Annotated in this window: 20 protein-coding genes; 6 read left to right on the top strand and 14 right to left on the bottom strand. The window is 55.2% G+C overall.

Translation table 11 applies throughout. The features are described 5' to 3' along the window. Positions 1-88: 88 nt before the first annotated feature. Positions 89-982 carry an alpha/beta hydrolase gene (locus WEB64_RS01925; RefSeq protein WP_368062063.1) on the top strand — a complete coding sequence of 298 codons (894 nt, stop codon included), beginning with the start codon at positions 89-91 and terminating at the stop codon, positions 980-982. On the opposite strand, the gene WEB64_RS01920 is transcribed toward WEB64_RS01925, so the two are convergent. From WEB64_RS01920 to WEB64_RS01905, 4 genes are read right to left on the bottom strand one after another with little or no spacing between them, the layout of a single operon-like run. Then, a complete protein-coding gene (locus WEB64_RS01920; protein ID WP_368062064.1) occupies positions 960-1235 on the bottom strand; it encodes a GIY-YIG nuclease family protein in 276 nt (91 codons plus the stop codon). The two genes, WEB64_RS01925 and WEB64_RS01920, sit on opposite strands and share 23 nt — an antisense overlap. Next, the gene (locus WEB64_RS01915; RefSeq protein ID WP_368062065.1) at positions 1228-2139 is read right to left on the bottom strand and encodes a DMT family transporter; all 912 of its coding nucleotides are present in this window, start codon (positions 2137-2139) and stop codon (positions 1228-1230) included. The genes WEB64_RS01920 and WEB64_RS01915 overlap by 8 nt, the downstream gene beginning before the upstream one ends. Next, positions 2136-3515 (bottom strand): sigma-54-dependent transcriptional regulator, encoded by a 1380-nt coding sequence (locus tag WEB64_RS01910; protein ID WP_368062066.1) that lies wholly within the window; start codon positions 3513-3515, stop codon positions 2136-2138. Before WEB64_RS01910 ends, WEB64_RS01915 begins: the two co-directional genes overlap by 4 nt. Further along, on the bottom strand, positions 3512-5002 hold the full coding sequence (locus WEB64_RS01905) for a sensor histidine kinase (RefSeq protein ID WP_368062067.1): 1491 nt from the start codon (positions 5000-5002) through the stop codon (positions 3512-3514). Before WEB64_RS01905 ends, WEB64_RS01910 begins: the two co-directional genes overlap by 4 nt. A gap of 223 nt (positions 5003-5225) precedes the next feature. Between WEB64_RS01905 and WEB64_RS01900 the strand changes: the two genes are divergently transcribed. Continuing rightward, entirely contained in the window at positions 5226-5612 is a 387-nt protein-coding gene (locus WEB64_RS01900; RefSeq protein ID WP_368062068.1) for a DUF4168 domain-containing protein, read from the top strand. A gap of 62 nt (positions 5613-5674) precedes the next feature. Here WEB64_RS01900 and WEB64_RS01895 read toward each other — a convergent pair whose 3' ends face one another. Then, positions 5675-6517, bottom strand: a complete 843-nt coding sequence (locus WEB64_RS01895) for a 23S rRNA (adenine(2030)-N(6))-methyltransferase RlmJ (RefSeq protein WP_368062069.1) — start codon at positions 6515-6517, stop codon at positions 5675-5677. Positions 6518-6717: 200 nt separating this feature from the next. Here WEB64_RS01895 and WEB64_RS01890 point away from each other — a divergent pair, with 200 nt between their 5' ends. After that, positions 6718-8025, top strand: coding sequence for an MFS transporter (locus tag WEB64_RS01890; protein WP_368062070.1), 1308 nt, complete (start codon positions 6718-6720; stop codon positions 8023-8025). A 53-nt stretch (positions 8026-8078) separates the two neighbouring features. On the opposite strand, the gene WEB64_RS01885 is transcribed toward WEB64_RS01890, so the two are convergent. Together WEB64_RS01885 and WEB64_RS01880 are read right to left on the bottom strand one after the other, a co-directional pair. Next, complete coding sequence (locus tag WEB64_RS01885; protein WP_368062071.1) at positions 8079-8441, bottom strand: DUF4870 family protein; 363 nt, start codon at positions 8439-8441, stop codon at positions 8079-8081. 65 nt (positions 8442-8506) lie between these two features. Then, entirely contained in the window at positions 8507-9121 is a 615-nt protein-coding gene (locus WEB64_RS01880) for a LysE/ArgO family amino acid transporter (protein WP_368062072.1), read from the bottom strand. A gap of 90 nt (positions 9122-9211) precedes the next feature. Here WEB64_RS01880 and WEB64_RS01875 point away from each other — a divergent pair, with 90 nt between their 5' ends. Beyond that, a complete protein-coding gene (locus tag WEB64_RS01875) occupies positions 9212-10102 on the top strand; it encodes a LysR family transcriptional regulator ArgP (protein ID WP_368062073.1) in 891 nt (296 codons plus the stop codon). 10 nt (positions 10103-10112) lie between these two features. Here WEB64_RS01875 and WEB64_RS01870 read toward each other — a convergent pair whose 3' ends face one another. The 6 genes from WEB64_RS01870 to WEB64_RS01845 form a co-directional block, all read right to left on the bottom strand. Beyond that, positions 10113-11771: a methyl-accepting chemotaxis protein gene (locus WEB64_RS01870; protein ID WP_368062074.1), complete on the bottom strand. Its 1659-nt coding sequence runs from the start codon at positions 11769-11771 to the stop codon at positions 10113-10115. Positions 11772-12046: 275 nt separating this feature from the next. Beyond that, positions 12047-14032, bottom strand: coding sequence for a PhoX family phosphatase (locus tag WEB64_RS01865; protein ID WP_368062075.1), 1986 nt, complete (start codon positions 14030-14032; stop codon positions 12047-12049). A 301-nt stretch (positions 14033-14333) separates the two neighbouring features. Then, entirely contained in the window at positions 14334-16319 is a 1986-nt protein-coding gene (locus WEB64_RS01860) for a PhoX family phosphatase (protein ID WP_368062076.1), read from the bottom strand. Between the two features lie 62 nt (positions 16320-16381). Next, on the bottom strand, positions 16382-16693 hold the full coding sequence (locus WEB64_RS01855; RefSeq protein ID WP_368062077.1) for a hypothetical protein: 312 nt from the start codon (positions 16691-16693) through the stop codon (positions 16382-16384). A gap of 164 nt (positions 16694-16857) precedes the next feature. Then, on the bottom strand, positions 16858-17115 hold the full coding sequence (locus WEB64_RS01850) for a hypothetical protein (RefSeq protein WP_368062078.1): 258 nt from the start codon (positions 17113-17115) through the stop codon (positions 16858-16860). Between the two features lie 104 nt (positions 17116-17219). Next, positions 17220-19022 (bottom strand): acyl-CoA dehydrogenase, encoded by a 1803-nt coding sequence (locus WEB64_RS01845; protein WP_368062079.1) that lies wholly within the window; start codon positions 19020-19022, stop codon positions 17220-17222. 307 nt (positions 19023-19329) lie between these two features. Between WEB64_RS01845 and WEB64_RS01840 the strand changes: the two genes are divergently transcribed. Beyond that, positions 19330-19494, top strand: coding sequence for a hypothetical protein (locus WEB64_RS01840; protein ID WP_368062080.1), 165 nt, complete (start codon positions 19330-19332; stop codon positions 19492-19494). Positions 19495-19513: 19 nt separating this feature from the next. On the opposite strand, the gene WEB64_RS01835 is transcribed toward WEB64_RS01840, so the two are convergent. Beyond that, on the bottom strand, positions 19514-20536 hold the full coding sequence (locus WEB64_RS01835) for a CNNM domain-containing protein (RefSeq protein ID WP_368062082.1): 1023 nt from the start codon (positions 20534-20536) through the stop codon (positions 19514-19516). A gap of 407 nt (positions 20537-20943) precedes the next feature. On the opposite strand from WEB64_RS01835, the gene WEB64_RS01830 reads away from it, so the two are divergent. Next, positions 20944-23760, top strand: a complete 2817-nt coding sequence (locus tag WEB64_RS01830) for a monovalent cation/H+ antiporter subunit A (RefSeq protein ID WP_368062083.1) — start codon at positions 20944-20946, stop codon at positions 23758-23760. Position 23761: the final 1 nt, after the last annotated feature.

Below are 23761 nucleotides of genomic sequence, written 5' to 3'. Positions count from 1 at the left end.
CTCGATCAATGGTACCCGATCAATGCAGCAGGTTAGCATATCCAGGTGCTGCCATGGGACGTATCACCCCTTTAATTCGGAGAGAAACATGATTCAGACGGTTCTCGAAGCAGGCCTGCGGCAAACAATGCGAAGAGTTGTGCGGCCGGTGCTTTCGCCCCTCATCGGGATTGGGCTTCAGCGGCGGTTGACTCGCCAGGCTTATCGCAGCTCGACGCCTCCGTCGGACTGCGAATTCAGCCACGGCCTCTATGGCAATATACCGGTCAGCCACGTCAACTATGGACAGCCCGACAAAGGCGTGTTGCTCTATTTCCACGGCGGTGGCTACACTATCGGGTCAGCGGAGACGCATCGCGGAATTACCGGACACCTGGCAAAAACCTCCGGATGCACTGTGGTAGTGCCGGATTACCGGCTGGCACCGGAGCATCCCTATCCAGCCGCCCTTGAAGATGCCGAAGCGGTTTATAAAGCTTTGCTGGGCGATGGTTTTTCACCAGCCAACATTGCGCTAGCCGGCGATTCCGCAGGCGGCGGTCTTGCGCTGGCTCTGGCGATGAAGCTACGTGACGACGGCAAGACACTACCCGGTTCTCTGACGGTCTTTTCACCCTGGACGGACCTGACCCATACCGCGCTATCAAGCCCGGACATGGAACCGGTTCTGCAACGAAGCTGGGTAGAAAAGAATGCGGAACTGTATTGCGGAGACCTTACGAGGACCACGCCCTATATCTCGCCAGTGTACGGAGACCTCTCAGGGTTGCCGCCGTTGTTGATTCAGGCTGGCAGTCAGGAAATTCTGCTCAATGACTCCATACGTCTGTCAGACCGGGCCCGGGCTCAAGATGTTGACACTACCCTGGAAATTTATAACAGTCTCTGGCATGTGTTTCAGATCCATGCAAGCCAGCTTGACCGGGCCAGGGAAGCTCTGGCGGTCGCTGGAGCTCACATCAAGGCTCATCTGGCAACATGACCTTACCGCTCACCAGATCTTCTTTTTTCTGCCTTGGCCACCGTTTGACCCGCCATTCCAGACGTGACGCCTGCGACCGATTCCCGACAGGGGTAGAAAAAGCCAGGATTAATGGCCCCCGACCATGCAGACTCCTCGCCCCCTTTGGTCTTCCATCCTGATGCTCGGCAAAACGCCGTTCCACATCTGTCGTAATTCCGGTATAGAGCGTGCCTTGGCGGGTGCGGACAAGATAGAGTGACCAGCTACTCATGGGGCACTGCTTCCGGCATAGGGGCTTTCGCTTTAACCCATTGCTGAAACCATAGCCCCGCCACAATGAGCACCAGGCCGATATAAGTCGAAGGCAGGATCACTTCACCCAGGATGAAATAAATAAACACCAGAGACACGAACGGGGAAATGAAAATCAGGTTGCTGACCCGAGCGGTGTTCTCTGCCTTTTTCATCGCATAAGACCAGAAAACAAAGGCAATACCCATCTCAAAAATCCCCACGTAGAGCGCCGCCATGACGCCCTGCCCCAGCCCGAATCCGAACCCGTCCGTTAATCCGCACGCCAGTGCAATGAAAGGGAGTCCGCATAAAAAATTGAGGAACAGTCCAACCACGGGGTCGCGACGGTCCCGGGTGGCAATAATCCAGTAGGACGCCCAGACCAGTGTGCTGCCAAGTGCAAAGGCGACGCCCAAGGGATCAGAGAACGACAAGGCCAACACATCACCACGGGTAGCGATGATCACCACTCCGCTATAACAGATCAGCCCTGCAACCACATCTACCTTGCGCAAGCGATGACCGAGAAAAGGCACCGACAAATAAGCCAGCACCAGGGCCCAGGTGTAATTCAGCGGTTGGGCTTCCTGGGCAGGTAAGCGATCAAAAGCCCCGAACAGCAAAAAGTAGTACAGACAGGGATTGACCAGCCCCATGCCCAGAGACTGAATATACTGGTGGCGGCTAAGTGAGAACACCAGATGCCAGCGACGCTGTAACACCAGCACCAAAGCCAGCACAACGACCGAAGCCGAACATGCAATGAACAGTAGCTGAACCGGGGATATTTCACGCAAGGACAGTTTGAAAGCCGTCGCGACCGTTGACCAGAGCAGTACCGTAGCCAAGCCGTAGGCCATAGCCTGGGACTGGTTTTTCATAGGGTTTGGTCCTCAGCAGCAAGCCAGCGATATAGCGTGCGACGGTTAACGCCCAATATTTGCGCCGCCCTGCGCTTGTTGCCCTCAACAGCCCCCATGACCTGCTCTACGTATTCCTGCTGGATCTGGTCCAGAGTCGGCCACTCGGCAATATTATCACTGGTACGACCGTTGGCGGGCTCGACCGCCACGGCCTCGCGCTTACGAATGCGTACAGGCAAGTGGTCCGGCTGGACGGTGTCGCCATCGCAAAACGTCACCGCCCGCTCCATGGCGCTGGCAAGCTCCCGCACATTGCCTGGAAAAGGGTAGTCCGCCAGCACCTGGGAAGTCACTTCGCTGAGGCGCACAAAACCGCGACCGTGTCTGGCCGCTGCCTCCCTCAGAAAATGCATGGCGAGCAACTCGATATCCTCACCGCGGTCCCGGAGCGGTGGTACGTTCAGGGTAAGCGTTTCAAGACGGTAGTAGAGGTCTTCCCGAAACTCCCCCTGCTGCACGGCTTTCACCAGATCCACATGAGTAGCAGCAATAACCCTGACGTCTATAGCTTCCTCATGATCGGCCCCCACAGGTTTGATCTGGCCCTCCTGCAGAACCCGCAAAAGCTTGGCCTGCAGCGCCAGGGACATCTCGCCAATCTCATCAAGCAGTAACGTGCCACCGTTTGCTTCAGCAAACAGACCTTTGCGGGCCTGCTTTGCGCCGGTGAAGGCTCCGGCTTCATGACCGAAAAACTCACTCTCCATCAGCTCATGGGGAATACCTGCACAATTGACCGGTATAAACGGCTGATCACGGCGACTGCTCTCATGGTGAATCGCCTTGGCGACCAGTTCCTTGCCGGTACCACTTTCGCCGTTAACCAGCACTGATGCCTGGCTACGGGCGATGCGTTCCAACTGCTTGCGCAACTCCGACATGGCCTCGCTTTGACCAATCAAACCATGGTCAGAACCGGGTTTGTTCCGGGATTTGTACTGCTCCAGCTCCGAGGTGATCGCAGCATGAGCCAGCAACCGCTTAACCTTGAGTCTCAGGTGATCGATTGAGAGCGGCTTGGTGAGAAAGTCATCGGCACCGGCTTTCAGGGCATCTACCGCCTGATCAACGGTACCAAAGGCGGTAACCACGATAAACGGAACCGTTATTCCCTCCGCCTGCAGACGACGCAATATCGCAAGACCATTCTGATCCGGCAGACGCAAGTCTGACACCACCAGGGCCGGGCGCCTCGACATCGCGACTGCCACCGCCTGCTCGAAAGAATTCGCAGAATCTACGCTGTAACCGTCTATTTCCAGTTCTTCGGTGAGCAGTGACCTCAGGCTGGCGTCGTCTTCCACCAACAGAATTCGTGGTGATTGGTCCGTCATACCGGTTCTCCCACTGAAGATGATTGAACGGCTGGCCAGAACAGGCGCATGCGACATCCGCCGCTATCGTTATCCCCAACCTGTATGGTGCCGCCGTGCTCCTTCAGCACGCTACTCACCACCGCAAGCCCCAGCCCGGTACCCTCGCCTGCGGCCCGGGTGCTGTAGAACGGTTCAAATATGCGTTGGCGCAAGGACTCCTCAATACCGGGGCCATCATCGTCCACCAGTACTTGCCAGCCTCCTTCGACCGCCAGCAAACGAACTTCCACCCGGAACCGGGCCGCCTGGCAGGCATTGCGAAGGATGTTGAGGCAGGCTAATTGGAGGCGAGTCGGCTCAGCAAGCACCCATGCCAGCTGATCCACACCGTAGACGGCAAGTTGCCGGTCCTCTTTGCGTCGATCTGCCAATACCTGCACGATCACTTCGCGCAGAGACTTGCCCAGATCCAGCGGTCGCCGCGCATTCGGCACGTGCCGGAAACAATCGAGTAACTGTTCGATGATCAGCGTCATCCGTCTTACCTGGTAGGTGATATCACCGAGATGACGCTTCTGACTATCGGCATCCAGTGTTCGGGCGAGAATATTTGCCCTGCCTTCGATAACACTTAATGGCGCACCCAACTCATGGGCCACCCCTCCAGCGACGCGACCGATCATTGCCACTTTTTCCTGATATTGAAGTTGTTCCGCCAGGTCTCGCTCTCGTTCTACCCGCATGTTGATCTCCTGTTCCGCCGATGCCATACGCTCTGCCATAGCATCAAGGCCCAGATGTATCTGCCGGATTTCCTGCGGACCGGAAGGCGGATGTGGAATCCGCCAATGGCGCGGGCCAAGCGCCGCCATATCGGTCAATAGTTGACTGACATGGCGACCGATAGACCCGTAATGCCCGATCACTACCACGAGAATCACAAGCAACGACAGCACACTCCAGATTGCGATCGCCCAGAATCGCGTGGCGGTGAGCTGCTCCTGAAAATCACTGCGTTTGCGGGTGATCTGAAGTAAGCCCTTTATTCTGCCGTCTTCAGCAATCAAAGGTGTGAATTGCGAGAAGACTGCCTTTCCATCTACCCGCCGAAAAGCCCCACCCAGTTCCCCGGTTTCAATGGCCTGCACTGCGCTTTGACTGCGGTCCACACTGCTATCGGCTACGCCCAGACTCGCAACCCGGTCGCCTTTGGTGTCATATATTGAGGCGCCATAGACACGACCGATGCGAAAAATCGATTTAAGCGCATCATCCAGAACAATGGTGTCGCCTTCTGACATGGCCCGGGACAGAGGGCCGCTGGCCGCCCTGGCAACGAGCTCCAGATCTTCCCTGAGTCGATCATCCAGACGGCTTTCTACAACTGACAGGCCCCAGGCAATCGCACCACCGCTCAACACCAGCAGCGGCACAACGATGCTCAGAACCAATGTCAGGCGCAATGAATTAAACACCCGCTTGGGCGTGGATAATGTCACGGGCACAGCGTGACCTCCTGCAAAAATGTCACACAGTAATGCCACATGTGGCATTACGCCTCAATAAGTATTACGCAGCTTTCATCTATTGAAAAATTTAATCCATTGATTTATATGTTTAATTTTTTATTATTCGCGTTAAAGGCCAAATTGGCACGGACGTTGGATTGTATTAGGTACGAAGCAAACAAACCCTTTACATGCTGATCAACCTAGAAAGGAGAAGACCATGAAAAAACTTCTGACCTCACTGTCTCTGTCTATGGCCCTGCTGGCAGGCGGTCCCGCTATCGCTCAGCAGTCTACTGAAAGCGTTGATAAAGAAAACTACAGTGATCCGGCCTCAGCGGGCACCCAGAAAACCAACTACAACGATGCCGAGCTCAAGCAGTTTGTAGAAGCTCAATCGGGCATTAATGAAATCCGCGACGAGTACATGACAAAAATAGAGTCGACCGACTCCCAGGAAAAAGCCCAGGAACTTCAGATGGAAGCCAATGATGAAATGGTAACCGTCATTGAGGACGCTGGTCTGGATATTCCGACCTATAACGCCATTGCTACTGCGTACAACAGCGAGCCACGGGTTCGTAACCGTGTTGATGCGCTGATGTAAAACCGATGTAAAACTACGATCCAGCGAGTTTGTCCTCTTTACCCCGCCTCCAGCGGGGTTTTTTATGGTTCGGGAACGAGCCAGTCGAGTTGATGTAGGCCATTTATTACATCTGGCCGAACAGCGTCCCTGAGCATGGCAGTATATCGTTCTTCAAACCCCCACGGAGGGTTGATAACCAGCATCCCGGAACCGTACATGCCGCGATCCGGTGGACGGTTCAGTATCACTTCACTGCGCAATACCTTACTGATCTTTCCCGAACCGATGGCCGACAAAAGCGTCTTATGTTCCTGTTTCGGCAGCAACGGGTACCAGACCAGATACACCCCATGGCGACAGCGCTGCCAGGCTTTGGCGAGTGTGTCAGCGACCTGCTTATATTCGGTTTTCACTTCATAGGACGGATCAATCAAAGCAAGCAGGCGTGGCTTGTTCGGCGGCAGGCAACCGAGCAGGCCTTGCAGGCCGTCCTGACGTCGCACCTGCAACGCCGTCGAACCCGCCCAGCGCGAAAGCTGTCCCCCTTCTGACGGATGAAGCTCGAAGCAGGTGGCTGAATCCTGGCTTCGACAACTATCCGCCAGCCATGCCGGAGACCCCGGATAACGAACCAGGGTATCGCTGCCCTTGTTCACTCGCTGAAGATGGTCCATAAACCCTTGCCAATCCGGCGATGCCAACGTCTGGCGCTGAGACCATAGCACTTGGATACCCTCTGCTGCCTCTGCCGTCTTGCGGGCGCGCTCACTGTTCAGGTCGTACAGGCCGCTGCCACCATGGGTGTCGAAATATGCAATGGGCGACGACTTTGCCTGCATCAATTTGAGTACGAGATACAACGCACTGTGTTTTTGCACATCGGCAAAGTTACCAGCGTGGAAGGCATGAAGATAACTGAGCATAGAAGGCTCCGGAGAACTGGATGCCTATTAAGCAACACTGAGACCGCGCAGGCAACCTGCTCCCGGACGCTTGGAGTGAATCATACTCCCTCCTGATCTGAGCCGGACCACTCTGCGTAATTTGGAATCGCCTATATAATACATACGGCCTATTGATATCCCCAACTCCATACCGAGCCCTGCGTACCGAGGAAGCCCCTGTGTTACCTATTGAGACCAACACCGCAGATCAACTATATGCCTTCATCGCCAACGAGGAAGACGCGCGTCTTTGTAAGGACATTCCCGATGAGGCCTGTCGGGATGTACCCAAAAATTTTTTCCTGATTCTCGGCAGTCTGGTACTGACCAAACTCGGCGACTTACTTATCAGTCCCAAGACTGTATTGGCCTGGCTTCTGACATCAATCGGTGCGGCGAGCCTGGTAGGCTGGCTGGTGCCAATTCGCGAATCCGGATCGATGATCCCACAAATGATGATCGGCGCATGGGTTCGCAGCAAACCGGTTCGCAAGTGGTTTTGGGTGCTGGGCAGTCTAGGGCAGGCCGCCAGCGTGGCAGGTATGGCGGCAAGCGTGTGGTTTCTCGAGGGCTACCCTGCCGGTTACGGGCTTATCGGGGCACTCGTCGCCTTTTCCCTGGCCAGGGGATTCTGTTCTGTTGCCATGAAGGATGTACAGGGTAAGTGTATCCCCAAGTCACGTCGCGGCAGACTCTCTGGACTGGCGAGCACTTTGGGTGGCGTCGCCACCGTAGGGTTCACAGCCCTGCTGTTCTGGGACCGGGGCGACCCATCGGTCCTGTTCTACTCCGTCCTGTTGCTACTGGCCGCGGGGCTCTGGCTCATGGCCGGGGCACTGTTTTCGACAGTTGACGAATACCCGGGTGAAACCGGGGGCGGTGGTAATGGGTTAGGAGAAGCCTTTAAAAGTCTTTCGCTACTGCGAGATGATAAACCTTTCCGGCACTTTGTGATCACCCGCGCCCTGTTGTTGTGTTCGGCCCTCGCCTCGCCATATTTTGTGGTTCTGGCCCAGCAGCAATCGGAGAGTGGCTGGTTGCTGGGCACCTTCCTGCTCGCGAGCAGCCTGGCCAGTTCTGTCAGCGCCAGCATTTGGGGATGGATGGCGGATAAGTCCAGCCGCCAAGTGATGATTCGGGGCGCTGCGATTGCGAGCCTGGTGTGCCTGGGGACCGGCATAACAACCATCGTCACCGATGGCGGGACGATGTCGGTTTGGTTCTACCCTGCTGCTTTTTTCGCACTGAGCATCGCTCATGCCGGGGTCAGACTGGGTCGAAAAACCTATCTTGTGGATATGGCCGGAGGTAACAAGCGCACCGACTATACGGCAGTCAGCAATTCGGTGATCGGAGTTCTGCTGCTGGTAGCCGGGGGGTTGAGCGTGGTTGCTTCAATGATTTCCACCGGCGCGGTCATCATCATGCTGGGCATGATGGGGCTTGCAGGTACCGTTAGTGCTGTGAAATTGCGGGAAGTCGAATAACCACCCCTGCCAGATGCAGGGGTTGACGAAGCGATCTGAACTGACTCGCCTACTCAGATGGTTTTATCGTCATTCAGGGCCAGCGCCCCTTTGACGATCCGGAAGATAATCCAGATGGCCACCCCGAGCAGAATAAACCAGCCAATAATGAGCATGGTGGTCACCACGCCAATCACGGTCCATAACAGACCAATCCAGAAGGTGCGAATCTGCCATCGGAAATGAGGCTCAATCCAGGTGCCCTGAACATCATCCATTTTTACATAATTGATAATGACACCCACCAGGCCACTGATACCGCCTAGAAAAAAAGACAAGGCCTGAAGGATGTAAACGACCACAGCGAGGTTGCGGGCGGAGTCACTTCTTCGGTCGATCGGGTCCGGGCTTGCCGGACGAAACTCAGGTTCAGCCAAAATTAATGTCTCCGGTCCTGATATGAAACCACCAGTATATAAGATCAGGGCGATCTTTGGCTGCCCTACCTCTGCCCTAATCCGTTAAATATCAGATGCAAGGCAATAATCAGCATCATCAGTGAGATGGCACCGTCAATGACACGCCAGGCCAGCGGTTTCGACAGCATGGGGCCGAGCGCCGAACCGCCCCAGGCCAACAGGGCGAACCAGAGTATGGATGCGCTGGTGGCACCGGCCACAAACACCATTGGCTCGGACTGCTGTACGCCGATGGAGGGAATCAATAACAGGGTATCCAGATAGACCTGGGGGTTAAGCAACGTCACCGCCAGCGTTGTCAGTAACACGCCGCCCAGGCTACGCCGGGTTTCGACCTGGGCCGTTAACGAGGAGCGCCCCTGCACCGAGCGCATAAACGCCGTGAACGACAACCACAACAGAAACGCCACGCCGGTCCAACGCAGTATCTCAAGAGCCGAAGGTACGGCCATTAAGGCAGCGCTGAGGCCAAGCATCCCGGCGATAAACAACAGCGCGTCGGTGCTCATGCATAAAATCGCCGACCACCAATGATGTTCTCTGCGGAACGCCTGGCCCAATAAATAAGCATTCTGGGCCCCGATCGCCATGATGATGCCACCGCAAACTACCAGCCCCGTCAGATAACTTTGTAACATACTTGCCTCGTCCGTTTTCAAGAAGGCCAGCATAGTGCAGCACTGCTATACTAAAAAAATCATATTCCTAATACTGTATTAATTTTTCTTATGCTGGATTACAAATTACTTCAGGCCCTGGTTACCGTCATTGAAACGGGGGGGTTCGAGCGTGCGGGTATTGCCCTGGGCCTGTCACAATCCGCTGTATCCCAACGCATCAAGCTGTTGGAAACACGACTCGGACAGCCGGTTCTGACCCGCCATCCCACATTGCAGGCGACGCCTGCTGGCCAACGCTTGCTGAACCATGTCCAGCAGGTGCAGCTATTGGAGCGCGACCTGCGCCAACAGATACCGGAGCTCTCCAGTGACCGTGGACGGGTGCGAATAGCCCTGAACGCAGACAGTCTCGCGAGTTGGTGGGCAGAGGCGGTAGGCGAGTTCTGTCGTCAGGAAGACCTGCTGATTGAAATCCTCATCGAGGATCAGGATGTTGGCCTTAAACGCATGCGCGAAGGCGATGTCGCGGCCTGCCTGTGCAGCAGTGACCAACCCATCGCCGGTGCCCGCTGTGTGCGGATCGGACAGATGCGCTATCGGGCACGGGCCAGCCAGGACTACATCGACCGGCACTTTTCACAAGGCTTGACCCCGGCAGCTTTCCAGACCGCCCCAGCCATAGTGTTCGGCCCTAATGACCAGCTTCAGCACCGATTTCTGGCCCGCTGTGGTTATCACGGCCATTTTCCCTATCACCTGTGTCCATCATCGGAAGGCTTTGTACGGTTAGCCGCAGTTGGCATAGGCTATGGCATGATTCCGGACCTGCAGGTAAAGCTTGCACCTGCCCCGGAAGCTCTGGTTGACCTGGCCTGTGGTGAGTGCATCAGTGTAGACCTGTACTGGCACTATTGGCGCCATGGAGGCGAGTTCATGGCACGGCTGACCCAGACCCTGATCCGAAAAGGCGCAGCGCTACTCGCTAACGGCGACCCGTAACAAAGCCCGTTTATTTAGGGGGCGTCTGATTAGCAACCGGACGAGGTCGATAACCCACACGGAATCCGCCCCAATGTCGCCCTTTCACGAAGATGGGCACCGACAGATCGTGCATGACTTCCCCTGTGTCCCGACGGTAAGTCTGCAACAACATAGTCTGGGTATGGCTACCACACCGGGCACCGGTACGGTCATTGAACAGCCGCTTGCTGCGGCTACGGACCAGATCCTTTTTGGAATCACCGGTGGGCTCATGGGCAAAATCCCGGTTGTGGGTTGGCACATAGCCGTCAGGGGCACAGGCAATGGCAAAAACCACGGCCTCGTTGGAATCCTTTACGGGCTCCTGAATACCATGTAGTTGCTTATCCGTGTAGCTGTCAAATGCTGAGCGATATTTAGCAGGCGTAGTGCCAGGTACAGGCGTTCGGGTTTTATCAAACAGTTGGGCGTCAGTGAGCTCATTTTTCTCCAGCGCCCGCTCAAACATCACGCCAATGCGGTTGGCACCCTGCTTTGCCTGCTCATAAAAGAAGCGGTGATAACTGGCATCACTATGCTGCGCAAAGGCTGCGTTCGCGGTCTCTGCCAGCTCCATCAGGGTGCCTGCCTGTGACGCCAGGGTCTTGACCGCGGAATCACTCTCGGACATTTCTTCACGCAGATTCTGAATCGAGCTGAACATCTGCTGGAGGCTGGCTTCGTTATTCCGGTCGCCTTCTGCAATCATTTTGACCTGCTGCTCCACCCGGTCGGAGCGTTGCTGTATTTCTCCCAGTTTTTCCCCCACCTGCTCAACCGAAACCAGTCCGGCGTCGATACATTCGACCAGATGCTCGATCTGAGCCATAACGGCCGTGGTGTCAGACCGAATGTCCTGAAGGGTATTGGCGACTTCATGAGTGGCGGAAGCGGTACGCCCCGCCAGTTGTCTTACTTCATCTGCTACCACGGCAAAACCCCGGCCCTGCTCACCGGCACGGGCTGCTTCAATAGCCGCATTCAAGGCCAGCAGGTTGGTCTGCTCGGCAATGCCCTGGATTGACGTGGTCACTCCCTGGATTTTTTCGGACTTCTGATTCAGGGTCTGAATTAACTGCAGAGAGGCTGAAGATTGCTGGTGCACCTCGCGGATGCGCTCTATCGACTGGGTCAGTGCGGTACGTCCGTCGGCACTGACAACACTGGCATCATGAGCAGTGTCAGCCGCTTCTGAGGCCTGTTCAGCCGAATGTTTCACGGTATCGGTTATCTGACCGGCATAATCGGCCATCTGGCCCGTTTCTTCGACCTGACGATCAAGGCGGGTTTTCAGGTGGTCGGCCGCAAACGACACTTCAGCCGCTGAGATAGCATTGGCGTCTGCACCGGAAGACAGGGTTTCAAAGATTGCACGGCCTGAACTTGCCTCCTGAATCAACTTTGGGCACAGGTGCGGTAATATTTCCAGCTCGTCATGTCGCGCTTCCGCCACCCGAACCATGTCCCGGTTCAGCGGCGCTAATACAAAATACAGGCCCCCCAACATAGCGACTGCACCTGCAATAAAAGCCAGCAGCACGGACGCCAGTGAAATCTTTAAAAATGAAGCCAATACCAACACCGCGACCAGAACGGCTCCCAGTATCGCGGTACACCTGACAGCCACCCCCCGTGTAATCAGTGACATGCTTTCCACCCCCTGGATTGTTGCTGTTCTTCTTTGGCTGGTCGTTCCGACCGAGTTTCGTTGCTTATCGCTTCATTCAATTATGAATCTTTAGTCATAAATCGTGCAGTCAGCCTGGCAGCCTGGCAGCCTAATCATTTATCGGCCGAAGCTATCTGATACTTTAGTGGAGCGGGTCAATTGGACAGGGGTTTTTGCAACTCTTTTCAATCAGTGGACAAATGCGGGGCAAAAAAATACCCGGCAGAGCCGGGCATCAAAAGGTTCCAGAACAATCAGGCGCCAATTACACCATCGTCGTCACGAGTGACGATAATGGTCGCATCTCTCGAACGTTCAATACTGGCATCCGGCCAGAACTCTCTCGGGTGCTGGACATTCACAAACATCGTTTTTGAATCCGGCGTGGTGATCACGCCAGTTACTTCACATCCTAGCGGACCAACGAAAAACCGTCTGATTTCCCGGGTAACCGGGTTCGCTGCCAGCATCATGTTATTTTGATAAGGCGCAGCATCCGAGCCATCTGTCTGAATCCACAACCGGCCGTTATAGTCAAACCAGAGGCCGTCCGGGCTGTTGAATATATTGCTCTCGTCCAACTCTACGACGGTCTCACCATCTACCACGGTTTCGGTGCCAGGCTCACCTGCGAACACAAATATATCCCAGTCGAATGCCGTTGCAGTATAGTCTTCTTCGCGTTCAAGCCAGCGGATAATGTGGCCGGTCGGGTTCGGCCCTAGCGGATTAGCCGCGTCGGTGTCAGCTTCGGTGCGGTTACTGTTATTCGTCAGGGCGAAATAGACCTCGCCAGTGCGTGGCTCAATCGCACCCCACTCCGGACGATCCATGGGGGTAGCACCAACCGAATCTGCAGCCAGGCGTGTGTTCACCAGAACGTCTGCCTGGCTGGTAAAACCGTCGCCATCGGTCAGACCGCTTTCGCCGTATACCAAGGGTAGCCACTCGCCACTCCCGTCATCGTTGAATTTTGCTACGTAGAGCGTGCCCTCGTTCAACAGATACCCCCCGGCAGTCGCCGCGTAATACGGCTGATCTGAAACGAATTTGTATATATATTCGAACCGGGCATCGTCACCGGAATAACAAACGAGCGGCTCGCCTTCTACTGCTGGCGCAAAAATGACACCTTCGTGAGCAAATCGGCCTAACGCAGTGCGCTTCTGCGGCATGCTTTCCGGTGCAAAGGGGTCGATTTCCACCATCCAGCCAAAGTTGTTGGGTTCATTGCGATAGTCGTCGGTCGCAGTGGCACCCTGAACGCTGGCGTCGAAACGGGTATAGACGTCTTCATTGCCATCGGATGTATGCCAGTAGTAGCGATTACCCGTTGCCCCTACCCCATAACGGCTGTGTTCGCGCGGCTGCGGGTCATCACCGTTCACGAAATACCCTGCCCAGTTCTCTTCTGCAGCGAGGTAGGTGTTCCAGGGGGTGGGGCCGTGAGCGCAGTTATTAAGGGTGCCCCGGGTGCGGGTGGCGTCGGGACTGTATGCGGTTGCCAGTTTGTCAAAACCACGAACAGGACCGCGGATTTCCATAGGTGTGGCACCGGTAACCCGCCGGTTAAATGCACTACCAAACACCACATCCCATTCGCCAGCTTCGTCCTTGCGAATGTGAATAACACTCACGCCATGAGCGGCCACTTCCTTGCGCACCTCATCACTCGGACGAGGACCGCCCTCGGTCTGGTTTGTCGGTCCAGAAGGATGCAGGGTACGCTGATTGATGTACTCGTGATTAAGCACCAACAAACCTTCGGTAGAGCTGGCACCACCCGTTTTCACGTCGATCGGGTAAAAGTGCATGCCGTCGTGATGGGTACCAACTTGATTCTCCTGGTCAGTTCCTGTGTTGGTACCATCATTGCGATATTCTGGATAGTTGCCTGTAATGGGCGTGCCTGAGGGGACAAATATCTTGGCGCTATAGCCCTCAGGTACCACAACCCGGTTGGCATCGGACACACTGACAGCCCGGAAGCCGAGATCGGTCGGTGATTCATCACTGACGTTGCCACCCCCGTTGGAGTCGTTGTCATCGTCGCTATCGGAGCAACCCGCCAGTGAAATACCCATGATACCGGCCAATGCGGCGCCTACACTGCCTTTCATCAGGGTGCGGCGCTGTAGCCGGGCGCTCAGTACGGAAGCGAATGTCGGGTTGTCAGAGGTATTGGAAACCGGTTCAAAATCAGGGTCGAGATCAAGTGCGGAAGGCGTTTGTCTGTTCATACTTCAGGCTCTCTCATGTTGTGAACATTATTGGAGAGCCAATTGTTGAATTTCATGTTTACAACGGGATTAATGAATTGCGGCAAAACGATGAACAATCGGTGACACACGCCCTGTAACTGCCAGAGAAGAATGCGCCGCATGGTTGCCGTTGAGCCGACCTTACGCGGCTGGTGAACCAGGGGCGATGTACCTGCTAAGCGTGGGGGGGAAAGCTGGCAAGACCAGTCTGTGTAGTCTTTCCGCTCTTTTACTGCCTGAAAATTATTGCTGGTCCAATAAGCATAAGGGTACCGCGCAATCAGGCGCCAATTACTCCACCGTCATCCCGAGTAACAATCATGGTCGCACTCCGGGCGCGCTCAACACTGGCATCTGGCCAGTACGCTCGGGGATGCTGGACGTTGACAAACATCGTTCTTGAATCCGGTGTTGTGACCACGCCCGTTACTTCGCACCCTACTGGGCCGACGAAAAATCGTTTGATTTCACGGGTAACCGGGTTTGCCGCCAGCATCATGTTGTTCTGGTACGGAGGTGATGACGACCCGTCTGTCTGAATCCAGAGTCGGCCGTTATAGTCGAACCAGAGGCCGTCCGGGCTGTTGAAAGTGCTGCTCTTGTCCAACTCGGCAACAGTTTCGCCATCAACCATCGTTTCGGTGCCTGGTTTCCCGGCAAACACGAAAATATCCCAATCGAATGCCGTTGCATTGCCGTTCCCGTCACGCTCCAACCACCGGATAATGTGACCGGTAGGGTTTGGCCCAAGGGGGTTGGCCGCGTTAGTGTCCGCTTCCGTACGATCACTGTTGTTCGTCAGGGTGAAATAGACCTCGCCGGTATGGGGGTCAATGGCGCCCCACTCTGGACGATCCATGCGGGTCGCGCCGACCGAATCTGCAGCCAGGCGTGTGTTCACCAGAACGTCTGCCTGGCTGGTAAAGCTGTCGCTATCCGTCAGGCCGGATTCACCATAGATCAGTGGCAACCACTCGCCACTCCCGTCATCGTTGAATCTGGCTACGTGGAGTGTGCCCTCATTCAACAGGTAACCCCCGGCAGTATCCGCGTGATAGGGCTGATCTGAGACGAATTTATAAATGTATTCGAAACGGGCATCGTCCCCGGAATAACAAACAATCGGCTCGCCCTCCACCGCCGGTGCAAAAATGACCCCCTCGTGTGCGAAGCGGCCGAGCGCAGTGCGTTTTTGTGGCACGCTTTCCGGTGCAAAGGGGTCGATCTCCACCATCCAGCCAAAATTGTTGGGCTCATTGCGATAGTCATCGGCCGCAGCAGCACCTTGAACACTGGCATCGAAACGGGTGTAGACGTCTTCGTCGCCATCGGAGGTGTGCCAGTAGTAATTATTCCCTGCTGAGAACACTCCATAACGGCTGTGTTCGCGCGGCTGTGAGTCCTCACCACTAAAAAAATAGGCTGCCCAGTTCTCCTCTGCCGCAAGATAGGTATTCCAGGGTGTTGGGCCCCCGGCGCAGTTACCCAGCGTTCCCCGGCTGCGGTTAGCGTCGGGACTGTAAGAGGTAACCAGCTTGTCAAAACCACGAACAGGACCGCAAATTTCTACAGGTGTGGCGCCAGTAATACGCCGGTTAAACCCACTGCCGGGCACCATCTCCCAGGCACCAGCTTCGTCCTTGCGAATGTGAATAACACTCACGCCATGAGCGGCGACTTCCTTGCGCACCTCATCACTGGGACGAGGACCGCCCTCGGTCTGGTTTGTTGGTCCGGAGGCGTGCAAGCTGCGCTGATCAATGTATTCGTGATTAAGCACTAACAAACCTTCGGTAGAGCTAGCGCCACCTGTTTTCACGTCAATCGGGTAGAAGTGCATGCCGTCGTGATTAGCACCCACCTGATGCTCCTGATCCGCCCCGGTATTGCTGCCGTCCTTCAGATACGCTGGACAATCACCGCTCAAGGGCGTGCCTGCGGGAACGAATGCTTTTGCAGTGTAGCCTTCCGGTACCAAAACCTGGTTAGCATCCGACACACTGACAGCCTGGAACCCAAGACGGGGCGATGAGGGGGCACTGGCGCTAACACCATCGCTAGCGTCGTTATCGTCATTACTGTCGCGGCTACCTGCCAGGGAGGTACCCATCAGGCTTGCCAGGGCTGCGCCTAAACTGCCCTTGATCAGCGTGCGGCGGTGCAACCGGGCGCTGAGTACGGAAGCGAAGGTGGGATTGTCAGAACTATTGGCGACGGGCTCTAAATCAGGGTCGAGATCAGGTACAGAACGGGTCTGATCATTCATAGGTCAGGCTCACTCAAAAAAGCCCGCACTGAGGCGGGCTTTCGAACTACTACATCCACCTATTAATTAGTGGCTTCGTCGGCACCTTCTTCCATAGCTTCACCCGCATCGTCAGCGGCGTCGCCCATGGCATCACCAGCATCTTCCATCGCTTCACCGGTTTCTTCGCCAGCATCTTCGATGTCATCACCCACTGAATTCTGGCCAGTAGCTTCTTCGTAAGTTTCTTCTACAGAATCACCTGCGTCATCCATCATCTCGCCAGCGTTATCAGCTGCTTCATCCAGATCGGCGCCCTGATCTGGCTCATCACTGCAGGCCGCCAGGCCGAGAGTCATCGTAAGAGCGAGTGCACTAAGTGTTAACTTGTTCATAGGGAATCCCTTCTTTGAGGTAAATACAACATTAGTCATCGAACGTGTAGTCTACGGCCCCACCTAAGGGCTTAACAACAGGCCACAGGTTACAGATATTTTAATAATGACAGGAAGTTAGGTGCTACACGGACAGTTTGTGAACAAGTTCTCAGGGACAGTGCCTAGGCCGAACCGGACTGACCGACCGCGTGACCGCTAATCATTATCACATGATCCAGCCTTATGAGCTGCCCCCGGCCCAACAACAGGAATTCCTCCCCTGCCCGAGTGAACAGGTCCCGGATGACATCATGGTAATGCTGCACCTGACCGGATTCGTCTCTGAACACCACTTCAACCACGTCGTGGGACATAAGAACCCGGGTCAGCAATGTGCGTGTCGCACATTCAACAGGCTGGTATCCGTTATTGATACTCATACTCGTCCCTGAAACCTGACTGATGATCTATCAGTCTGGCTCAGGGCCCGAGGTTTCGCCAGCGCGTAGACTGGCCTGCAATCAGGGAGCCTCTGATTAACCCTTCAGAACCACTCAGGCTTCATATTGAGGCAGCTGTCATCCTGATTGCGCAGCAGTACGATATCCTGCGCCACCGTCGGCAATTCCCAATGAAAGAAGTACTGGGCTGCTTGCAATTTACCCTGATAGAAATTGCGTTCTGCGTCGGTATTAGCTGCTTCAAGAGACTTGGCTGCCACATTGGCCTGACGCAACCACATCCAGGCTATCGAAATGTGGCCAAACAGATGGAGATAACAGGAGGCATTGGCCAGAACGCCGTCGGGGCCTTCACTCATCAGAGTCTTACCAAGCATCTGGGTAACCTGAACGGCCTGCTGCAAGGTTTCGCTGAGCGACAGAGCCCACTGCTGGCAACGGGGCGTGGTGGCGGCTTCCAGGTCCACTTGCATGGCCTTCATTAACAGTTGCAAGCCATGACTCTGGTCCTGCCAGATCTTCCGGCCCAACAGATCCAGTGCCTGGATACCATTGGTGCCTTCGTGAATAGGATTAAGACGATTATCCCGCCAGCACTGTTCCACCGGATATTCTCGCGTATAGCCGGCGCCGCCATAGACCTGAATCGCCAGATCATTTGCTTTGGGGCCAAACTCCGAGGGCCAGGCTTTAATTACAGGCGTGAGGAGGTCCAGCAGTTTGCCAGCTTCCTCGCTTTTTTGGGGGTCAGGATGGGTGTGCTGGTCATCCATCAGGCGAGCGCCATAAAGGCACAGGGCAAGGCCGCCTTCGCAGTAGGCTTTCTGTGCCAATAGCATCCGCCGCACATCCGCGTGCTGAATAATCGGTACCTGAGGGGACTCCGGATTCTTCTCCGAGGCCTTGCGGCCCTGTAACCTGTCCCTGGCGTATTCGAGACTGTGCATATAGCCCCGATAACCAATGACCGCGGCGCCAAAACCGACACCTACCCGGGCCTCGTTCATCATCTGGAACATGTATTTGAGCCCCTGGTGTGGCTCCCCGACCAGATAACCATGACACGGCGCATCATCGCCAAAACTCAGGGCGGTTGAGGTGGTGCCCCGATAGCCCAGCTTATGGATCAAGCCTGCCAGGGAGACGCCATTGCGCTCCCCCAGCTCACCGCGCTCGTTAACCCGGAATTTCGGCACGATAAACAGGGAGATGCCCTTGACACCCGCAGGCGCGCCTCTGATCTTTGCCAACACCATATTGACGATATTATCCGTAATGGATTGCTCGCCACCGGAGATATAGATCTTCGCTCCCTTGATCAGATAGTGGCCCTGCTCTGTCGGTGACGCGGACGTGCGAATGTCTGCCAACGATGAGCCAGCGTGCGGCTCGGTCAGCGCCATAGTCCCCGAGAAGTGCCCGGCCAGCATCGGGGGCAGGTATCTGTTCCGCTGCTCGTCATTGCCGAATACACGAATCAGGTTGGCCGCAGCGGTGGTCAGAAACGGATAGCCCGCAGTACCAGGGTTGGCTGCTGTGAAAAACCCGTTACAGGCTGCCATCACCGATTCCGGCAACTGCATACCTCCCAGGTCGTAATCATAACGACCCGCAATAAAACCCGCCTCGGCGTAGGCGTCAAAACCCTGTTTGACCTCCGGCAGCATCTCGACCTGACCATTGACGAATTTCGGCTCATCCTTGTCTGCTGCACTGTTGTGATTGGCAAACTTGTCCCGGGCGATCCTGTCAGCAGTTTCGATGACCGCATCAAAAGTGTCCCGGCTGTGCTCGTTGAAGCGCTCACGCTCAGTCAGGGTGTGAGTGTCGAGAACTTCGTATAGCTGGAACGCGAGATCCCGGCGGTCAATCAAAACATCGGACATGGAGACTCTCCTTATAATTTGTCGACAGATTGTCACACTGAAGGCGCGGCGGGAAGCTACGACGCATTGGGGCTACAGTGACGAGTTCCGTCAGCGCTATCCTGACCTCCTGTGTCACCCTGAGAGGCTGATCACAGTGGACGGACCTATCGCAGGTGTTGGCGGCGGCATTGCCCTAAGACTCGGTGGCTTTCTTTGTCGGTTCCGCCTGTCACTTGGCCCAGGTTATGCTTTATACCAGAGTAAGGCCGCTGGCTGATCCAGAACGTAAAATATTTCGACAGGCGAGAGACTGGGGAGATACTCCATGAATACACCGGTAAAAGAAGGTCAGGCTGCACTGTTATCCCGGCTTTATGATCTCAAACAGAAACAGTTAACCCAGGTGTCCCTTCAAACAGACCATTTGCGTTACCGGGTGCTGGAAGCTGAAGCCCAGGCCATTCAGAACGCCATGAATTCACTCAGGTAAAGCCTGAAGGGCAACCGGACTAGCCGGAACCCATTTTTTTGAGCCGCCAGCTCCACCGCTGCCGGGCGTAACGCTGGAGGTTGGAGACATTGTCCGTCTCATCCATGATTTCGGTACCCAGCAGTGTTTCGAGGATATCTTCCAGTGTCACTATTCCCTGCCACTCGCCAACTTCGTCGTAAACTGCAGCCAAGTGCTGCCTGTCCCTCAGCATATCTCCGAACACATATTCAATATTGGATTTTGCCCGGACCCGCTTGATAGGTCGAATCCTGTCTTTCAACTTGGCGTCTTTTGACAGGCCGATCAGATCAGATTTATGCACGAAGCCTGTTACTTCGCCGTGCTCGTCGATCACTGGATAACGGGAAAACGGCAGTGGCCGGACGTAGTCGATGGTCGCCGTCACTGACGTATCCGGTGCCACGAATTTACAGACAGTGCGCGGGGTAATGATAGAACTGACCTTGATCCTGTGAAACTGCAGCACGTTCTGGATGATTCTTCTCTCATCTTCGTCAAGCGCCAGTTGATCCTGGCCAATTTCCGCCAACGCGCTGATTTCGCCCCGGATATCAACGTCGGCATCACCAGAACCCAAGCGTCGGGTGATCTGTTGGGATAACCAGATAAATGGCAACAGGGCCTTCATCATAAAACCGAGAATCGCTGGCAATCTGGGCGCCAGTCTGCGCCAGTATTTTGCGCCGATCGTTTTCGGGATGATTTCAGAAAAAATGAGGATCGCCAGCGTCATTATCGCTGAGGCAACACCTAACCAGGCCTCCCCGAACAATACGGCAACCTGAGCCCCAACTCCGGTCGCACCTGCAGTGTGAGCCACTGTGTTGAGAGTCAGAATAGCGGAGAGTGGGTCATCAATGGTGTCTTTGAGACTTCGCAGCCTGGTGAACAGGTCCGGATCGCTGCTTTTTATCGACGCAATGTAGCTCGGCGTAATCGATAGCAGGGCTGCTTCCAGAATGGAGCATAAAAACGAGAACCCAATTGAGACCAGCGCAAAAATAACGAGAAGTACCATAATATCCTTAGAATGACTCGATCATTCAAGCACCCTGCCGGATAGCTTGCCTGCCGTCCAGTTCTCCAGTCCATTAACACCACCGACCCTGACCGTGCGTTCGAAGATCGCCGCAATTTTTAGCGCCCATCAGCCTGCACCGTCGTCAGAGCCGCTTGACCTGAGAAGTCGGGCACGTATGATCTGTGTTCATACTAACTTTACGGAGCCTTCATGACAGTACAGCCCCGTGCTCATTCGGCTGTCCCAGCTGCCTCCAACCCGCCTCATTGGCTGCGCTGGGGCAGACTGCCCTACTTTCCCGACCCGCCCGGCCAAGGCTGACTCCGCCAGGCATTCGAAAGCTGCCCCGATCCAACCGGGGAGTTGGAATCAAACCATAGAAAAAAATGACAAAAGAGGTTGGGATGACCCTATCGCTGGTCGTTTTACTGCCTTTCATTGGCGCCCTTGTTGCACCATTTTTTGCGCAGGCAGGCAGGACCGCCATAGCAATTGCATCGTCCATACCGGCGGTGATTGCTCTGGCCGCATTATTTCCCCACTGGAAAACACTGGCAGCTGGCGATGTACTGGTCCAGACCTATGAATGGCTGCCCTCCATAGGACTTTCCCTGAGTTTCCGGCTTGACGGCTTGTCGCTGCTGTTTGCCTTACTCATTCTGATCATTGGTATTCTGATCATTCTTTATGCCCGCTACTACCTGAAAAAGCATGAGAACATTGCCAAGTTCTACTCCCTGCTACTGCTTTTCATGGGTTCGATGTTGGGGATTGTACTCTCGAGCAACCTAATATTAATGCTCATCTTCTGGGAGCTCACTAGCCTGACGTCGTTCCTGCTGATCAGTTTCTGGAACCACAAACAGGATGCCCGCCGCGGCGCTCGTATGGCACTGGCGGTCACTGGTGGAGGTGGCCTTGCTCTGCTGGCTGGCATTCTTCTGATCGGCAACATTGTCGGTAGTTTCGAGCTGGATGACGTGCTTGCAGCGGGTGACCAGATCAAGGCGCATTCCCTGTATCCGATTACATTGACACTGGTGTTGCTCGGTGCATTTACCAAATCCGCCCAGTTTCCATTTCACTTTTGGCTGCCTCACGCCATGCAGGCGCCCACCCCGGTTTCAGCGTATCTGCACTCCGCCACCATGGTAAAAGCCGGGGTTTTCCTGCTAGCCAGGCTCTATCCGGCATTGGCCGGGACAGATCAGTGGTTCTATATGGTGAGCTTCACCGGTATGGCCACATTGCTAATCGGAGCCTACGTCGCACTGTTCAAACACGATCTGAAGGGCCTGCTGGCCCATTCAACCGTCAGCCATCTGGGTCTGATCACTTTGTTGTTTGGCATGGGCACTGAGCTGGCTGCCGTAGCGGCGGTATTCCATATTATCAATCACGCCACGTTCAAGGCTTCTCTGTTCATGGCGGCGGGCATCATTGACCATGAAACCGGCACCCGCGACATGCGCCAGATCAACGGTCTTTGGCGCTACATGCCCCATACCGCAACTCTCGCCATGGTGGCAGCCTCGTCGATGGCGGGGGTGCCTCTGCTTAATGGCTTCCTGAGCAAGGAGATGTTTTTTGCCGAATCGTTGCAACTCAATCTTCCGGGCCTCTGGGCTTACCTGCCACCGCTGGTCGCAACCCTGGCAGGCATATTTGCGGTGGCTTACTCGGCTCGCTTTATTCACGACGTATTCTTTAACGGGAAGCCGGTAAACCTGCCCATTTATCCGCCCCATGAACCGCCCCGTTACATGAAAATTCCGGTTGAGATACTGGTGTTCGCTTGCCTTATGGTTGGCATGTTTCCAGCTTTTTCGGTCGGCCCACTACTCTATGCTGCCGCCGCAGCGACCCTGGCCGGACCTGTGCCGGACTACGAACTGGCGATTTTGCACGGGTTCAACCTGCCATTGATGATGAGTTTTTTCGCCTTCTTCGGTGGCCTCATCATGTATACCCAGCGTCAGCGCTTCTTTGATTTCCATGCACGCTTCAAGGAGATTGACGAAAAAGCCCTATTTGAAGCCGCAGTAAAATGGTCCGGCGATATGTCAGAGCGGATAACAGTGAGGCTGGAGAACGGCTCATTGCAACGCTACACACTGTTGCTGTTGCTAACCGCGCTGACGGTCACCGTTATGCCTGTGCTTGATCTGGGCGTATCGATTGGCAGTAAGGGCCTCAGCCCCGTCGACCTGCCCACCGCGCTCGGTGCCCTGATTCTTATTGGTTGTGCGCTTGCCGCCGCCATCATGCACAGGGATCGGCTTTATTCTCTGATACTGCTGAGTGTCGTTGGCTTGATGGTTGCCCTGGCATTTGCCCGTTTTTCCGCACCGGACCTTGCGTTGACACAGTTATCAGTCGAGGTTGTTACCATCGTGCTGCTGATGTTGGCGCTTTATTACCTGCCGTCCTGGACACCCTGGGAAACGAAACCTGCAATCCGCTGGCGTGATGCAGTCATCGCGCTGGTTGCAGGGGTAGGCATGACCCTCGTCACCCTCGCTATGCTGACGCGTCCGTTCACCTCGATCTCGGAGTTTTTCCTGGAAAACAGCAAGCCCGGGGGCGGTGGCACCAATGTGGTCAATGTTATTCTGGTCGACTTCCGGGGTTTCGATACTCTGGGTGAAATCACGGTTCTTGCCATCGCGGCGCTTGGCATTTTCGCCATGCTACGGAATGTAAAGCTCCAGCCACCAAATACTGATGGCCAGGGTCATAGCTGGACGCGATCCGCCTACCCCGTCATGCTGGCCCAGATATCCAGGCCATTGCTACCACTGGCCCTTATGGTATCTGTCTATATTTTCCTCCGGGGCCACAATCTTCCGGGGGGTGGCTTTATCGCCGGACTCGTCACCGCTGTTGCACTCCTATTGCAATACATTGCCAATGGCATGGAATGGACTGAGAAGCGTATGTCACTGATGCCCTATCAGATTATGCTTGCTCTGGGAGTTGCCGCAGCCACGCTGGCCGGAGTAGGCAGCTATGCGTTTGGATACCCCTTCCTGACGTCCTCTTTTACTTATGTCTCTCTGCCGGTTATCGGCAAGTTCGAGCTGGCAACCGCAATGATTTTTGATGTTGGTGTGTATCTGACCGTTGTGGGTGCGACATTACTGGCCCTCACGAGTCTTGGCAGGCTGTCTTTAAAACACGAACAGCCACCAAAACGCCACGCCGCTGCAGGAGGAGCCTGAT

Source organism: Marinobacter sp. (assembly GCF_040882185.1).
Taxonomy (GTDB): Bacteria; Pseudomonadota; Gammaproteobacteria; order Pseudomonadales; family Oleiphilaceae; genus Marinobacter.
The sequence above is the reverse complement of the archived record's forward strand: the minus strand, read 5'-3'. Positions and strand labels throughout refer to the sequence as shown.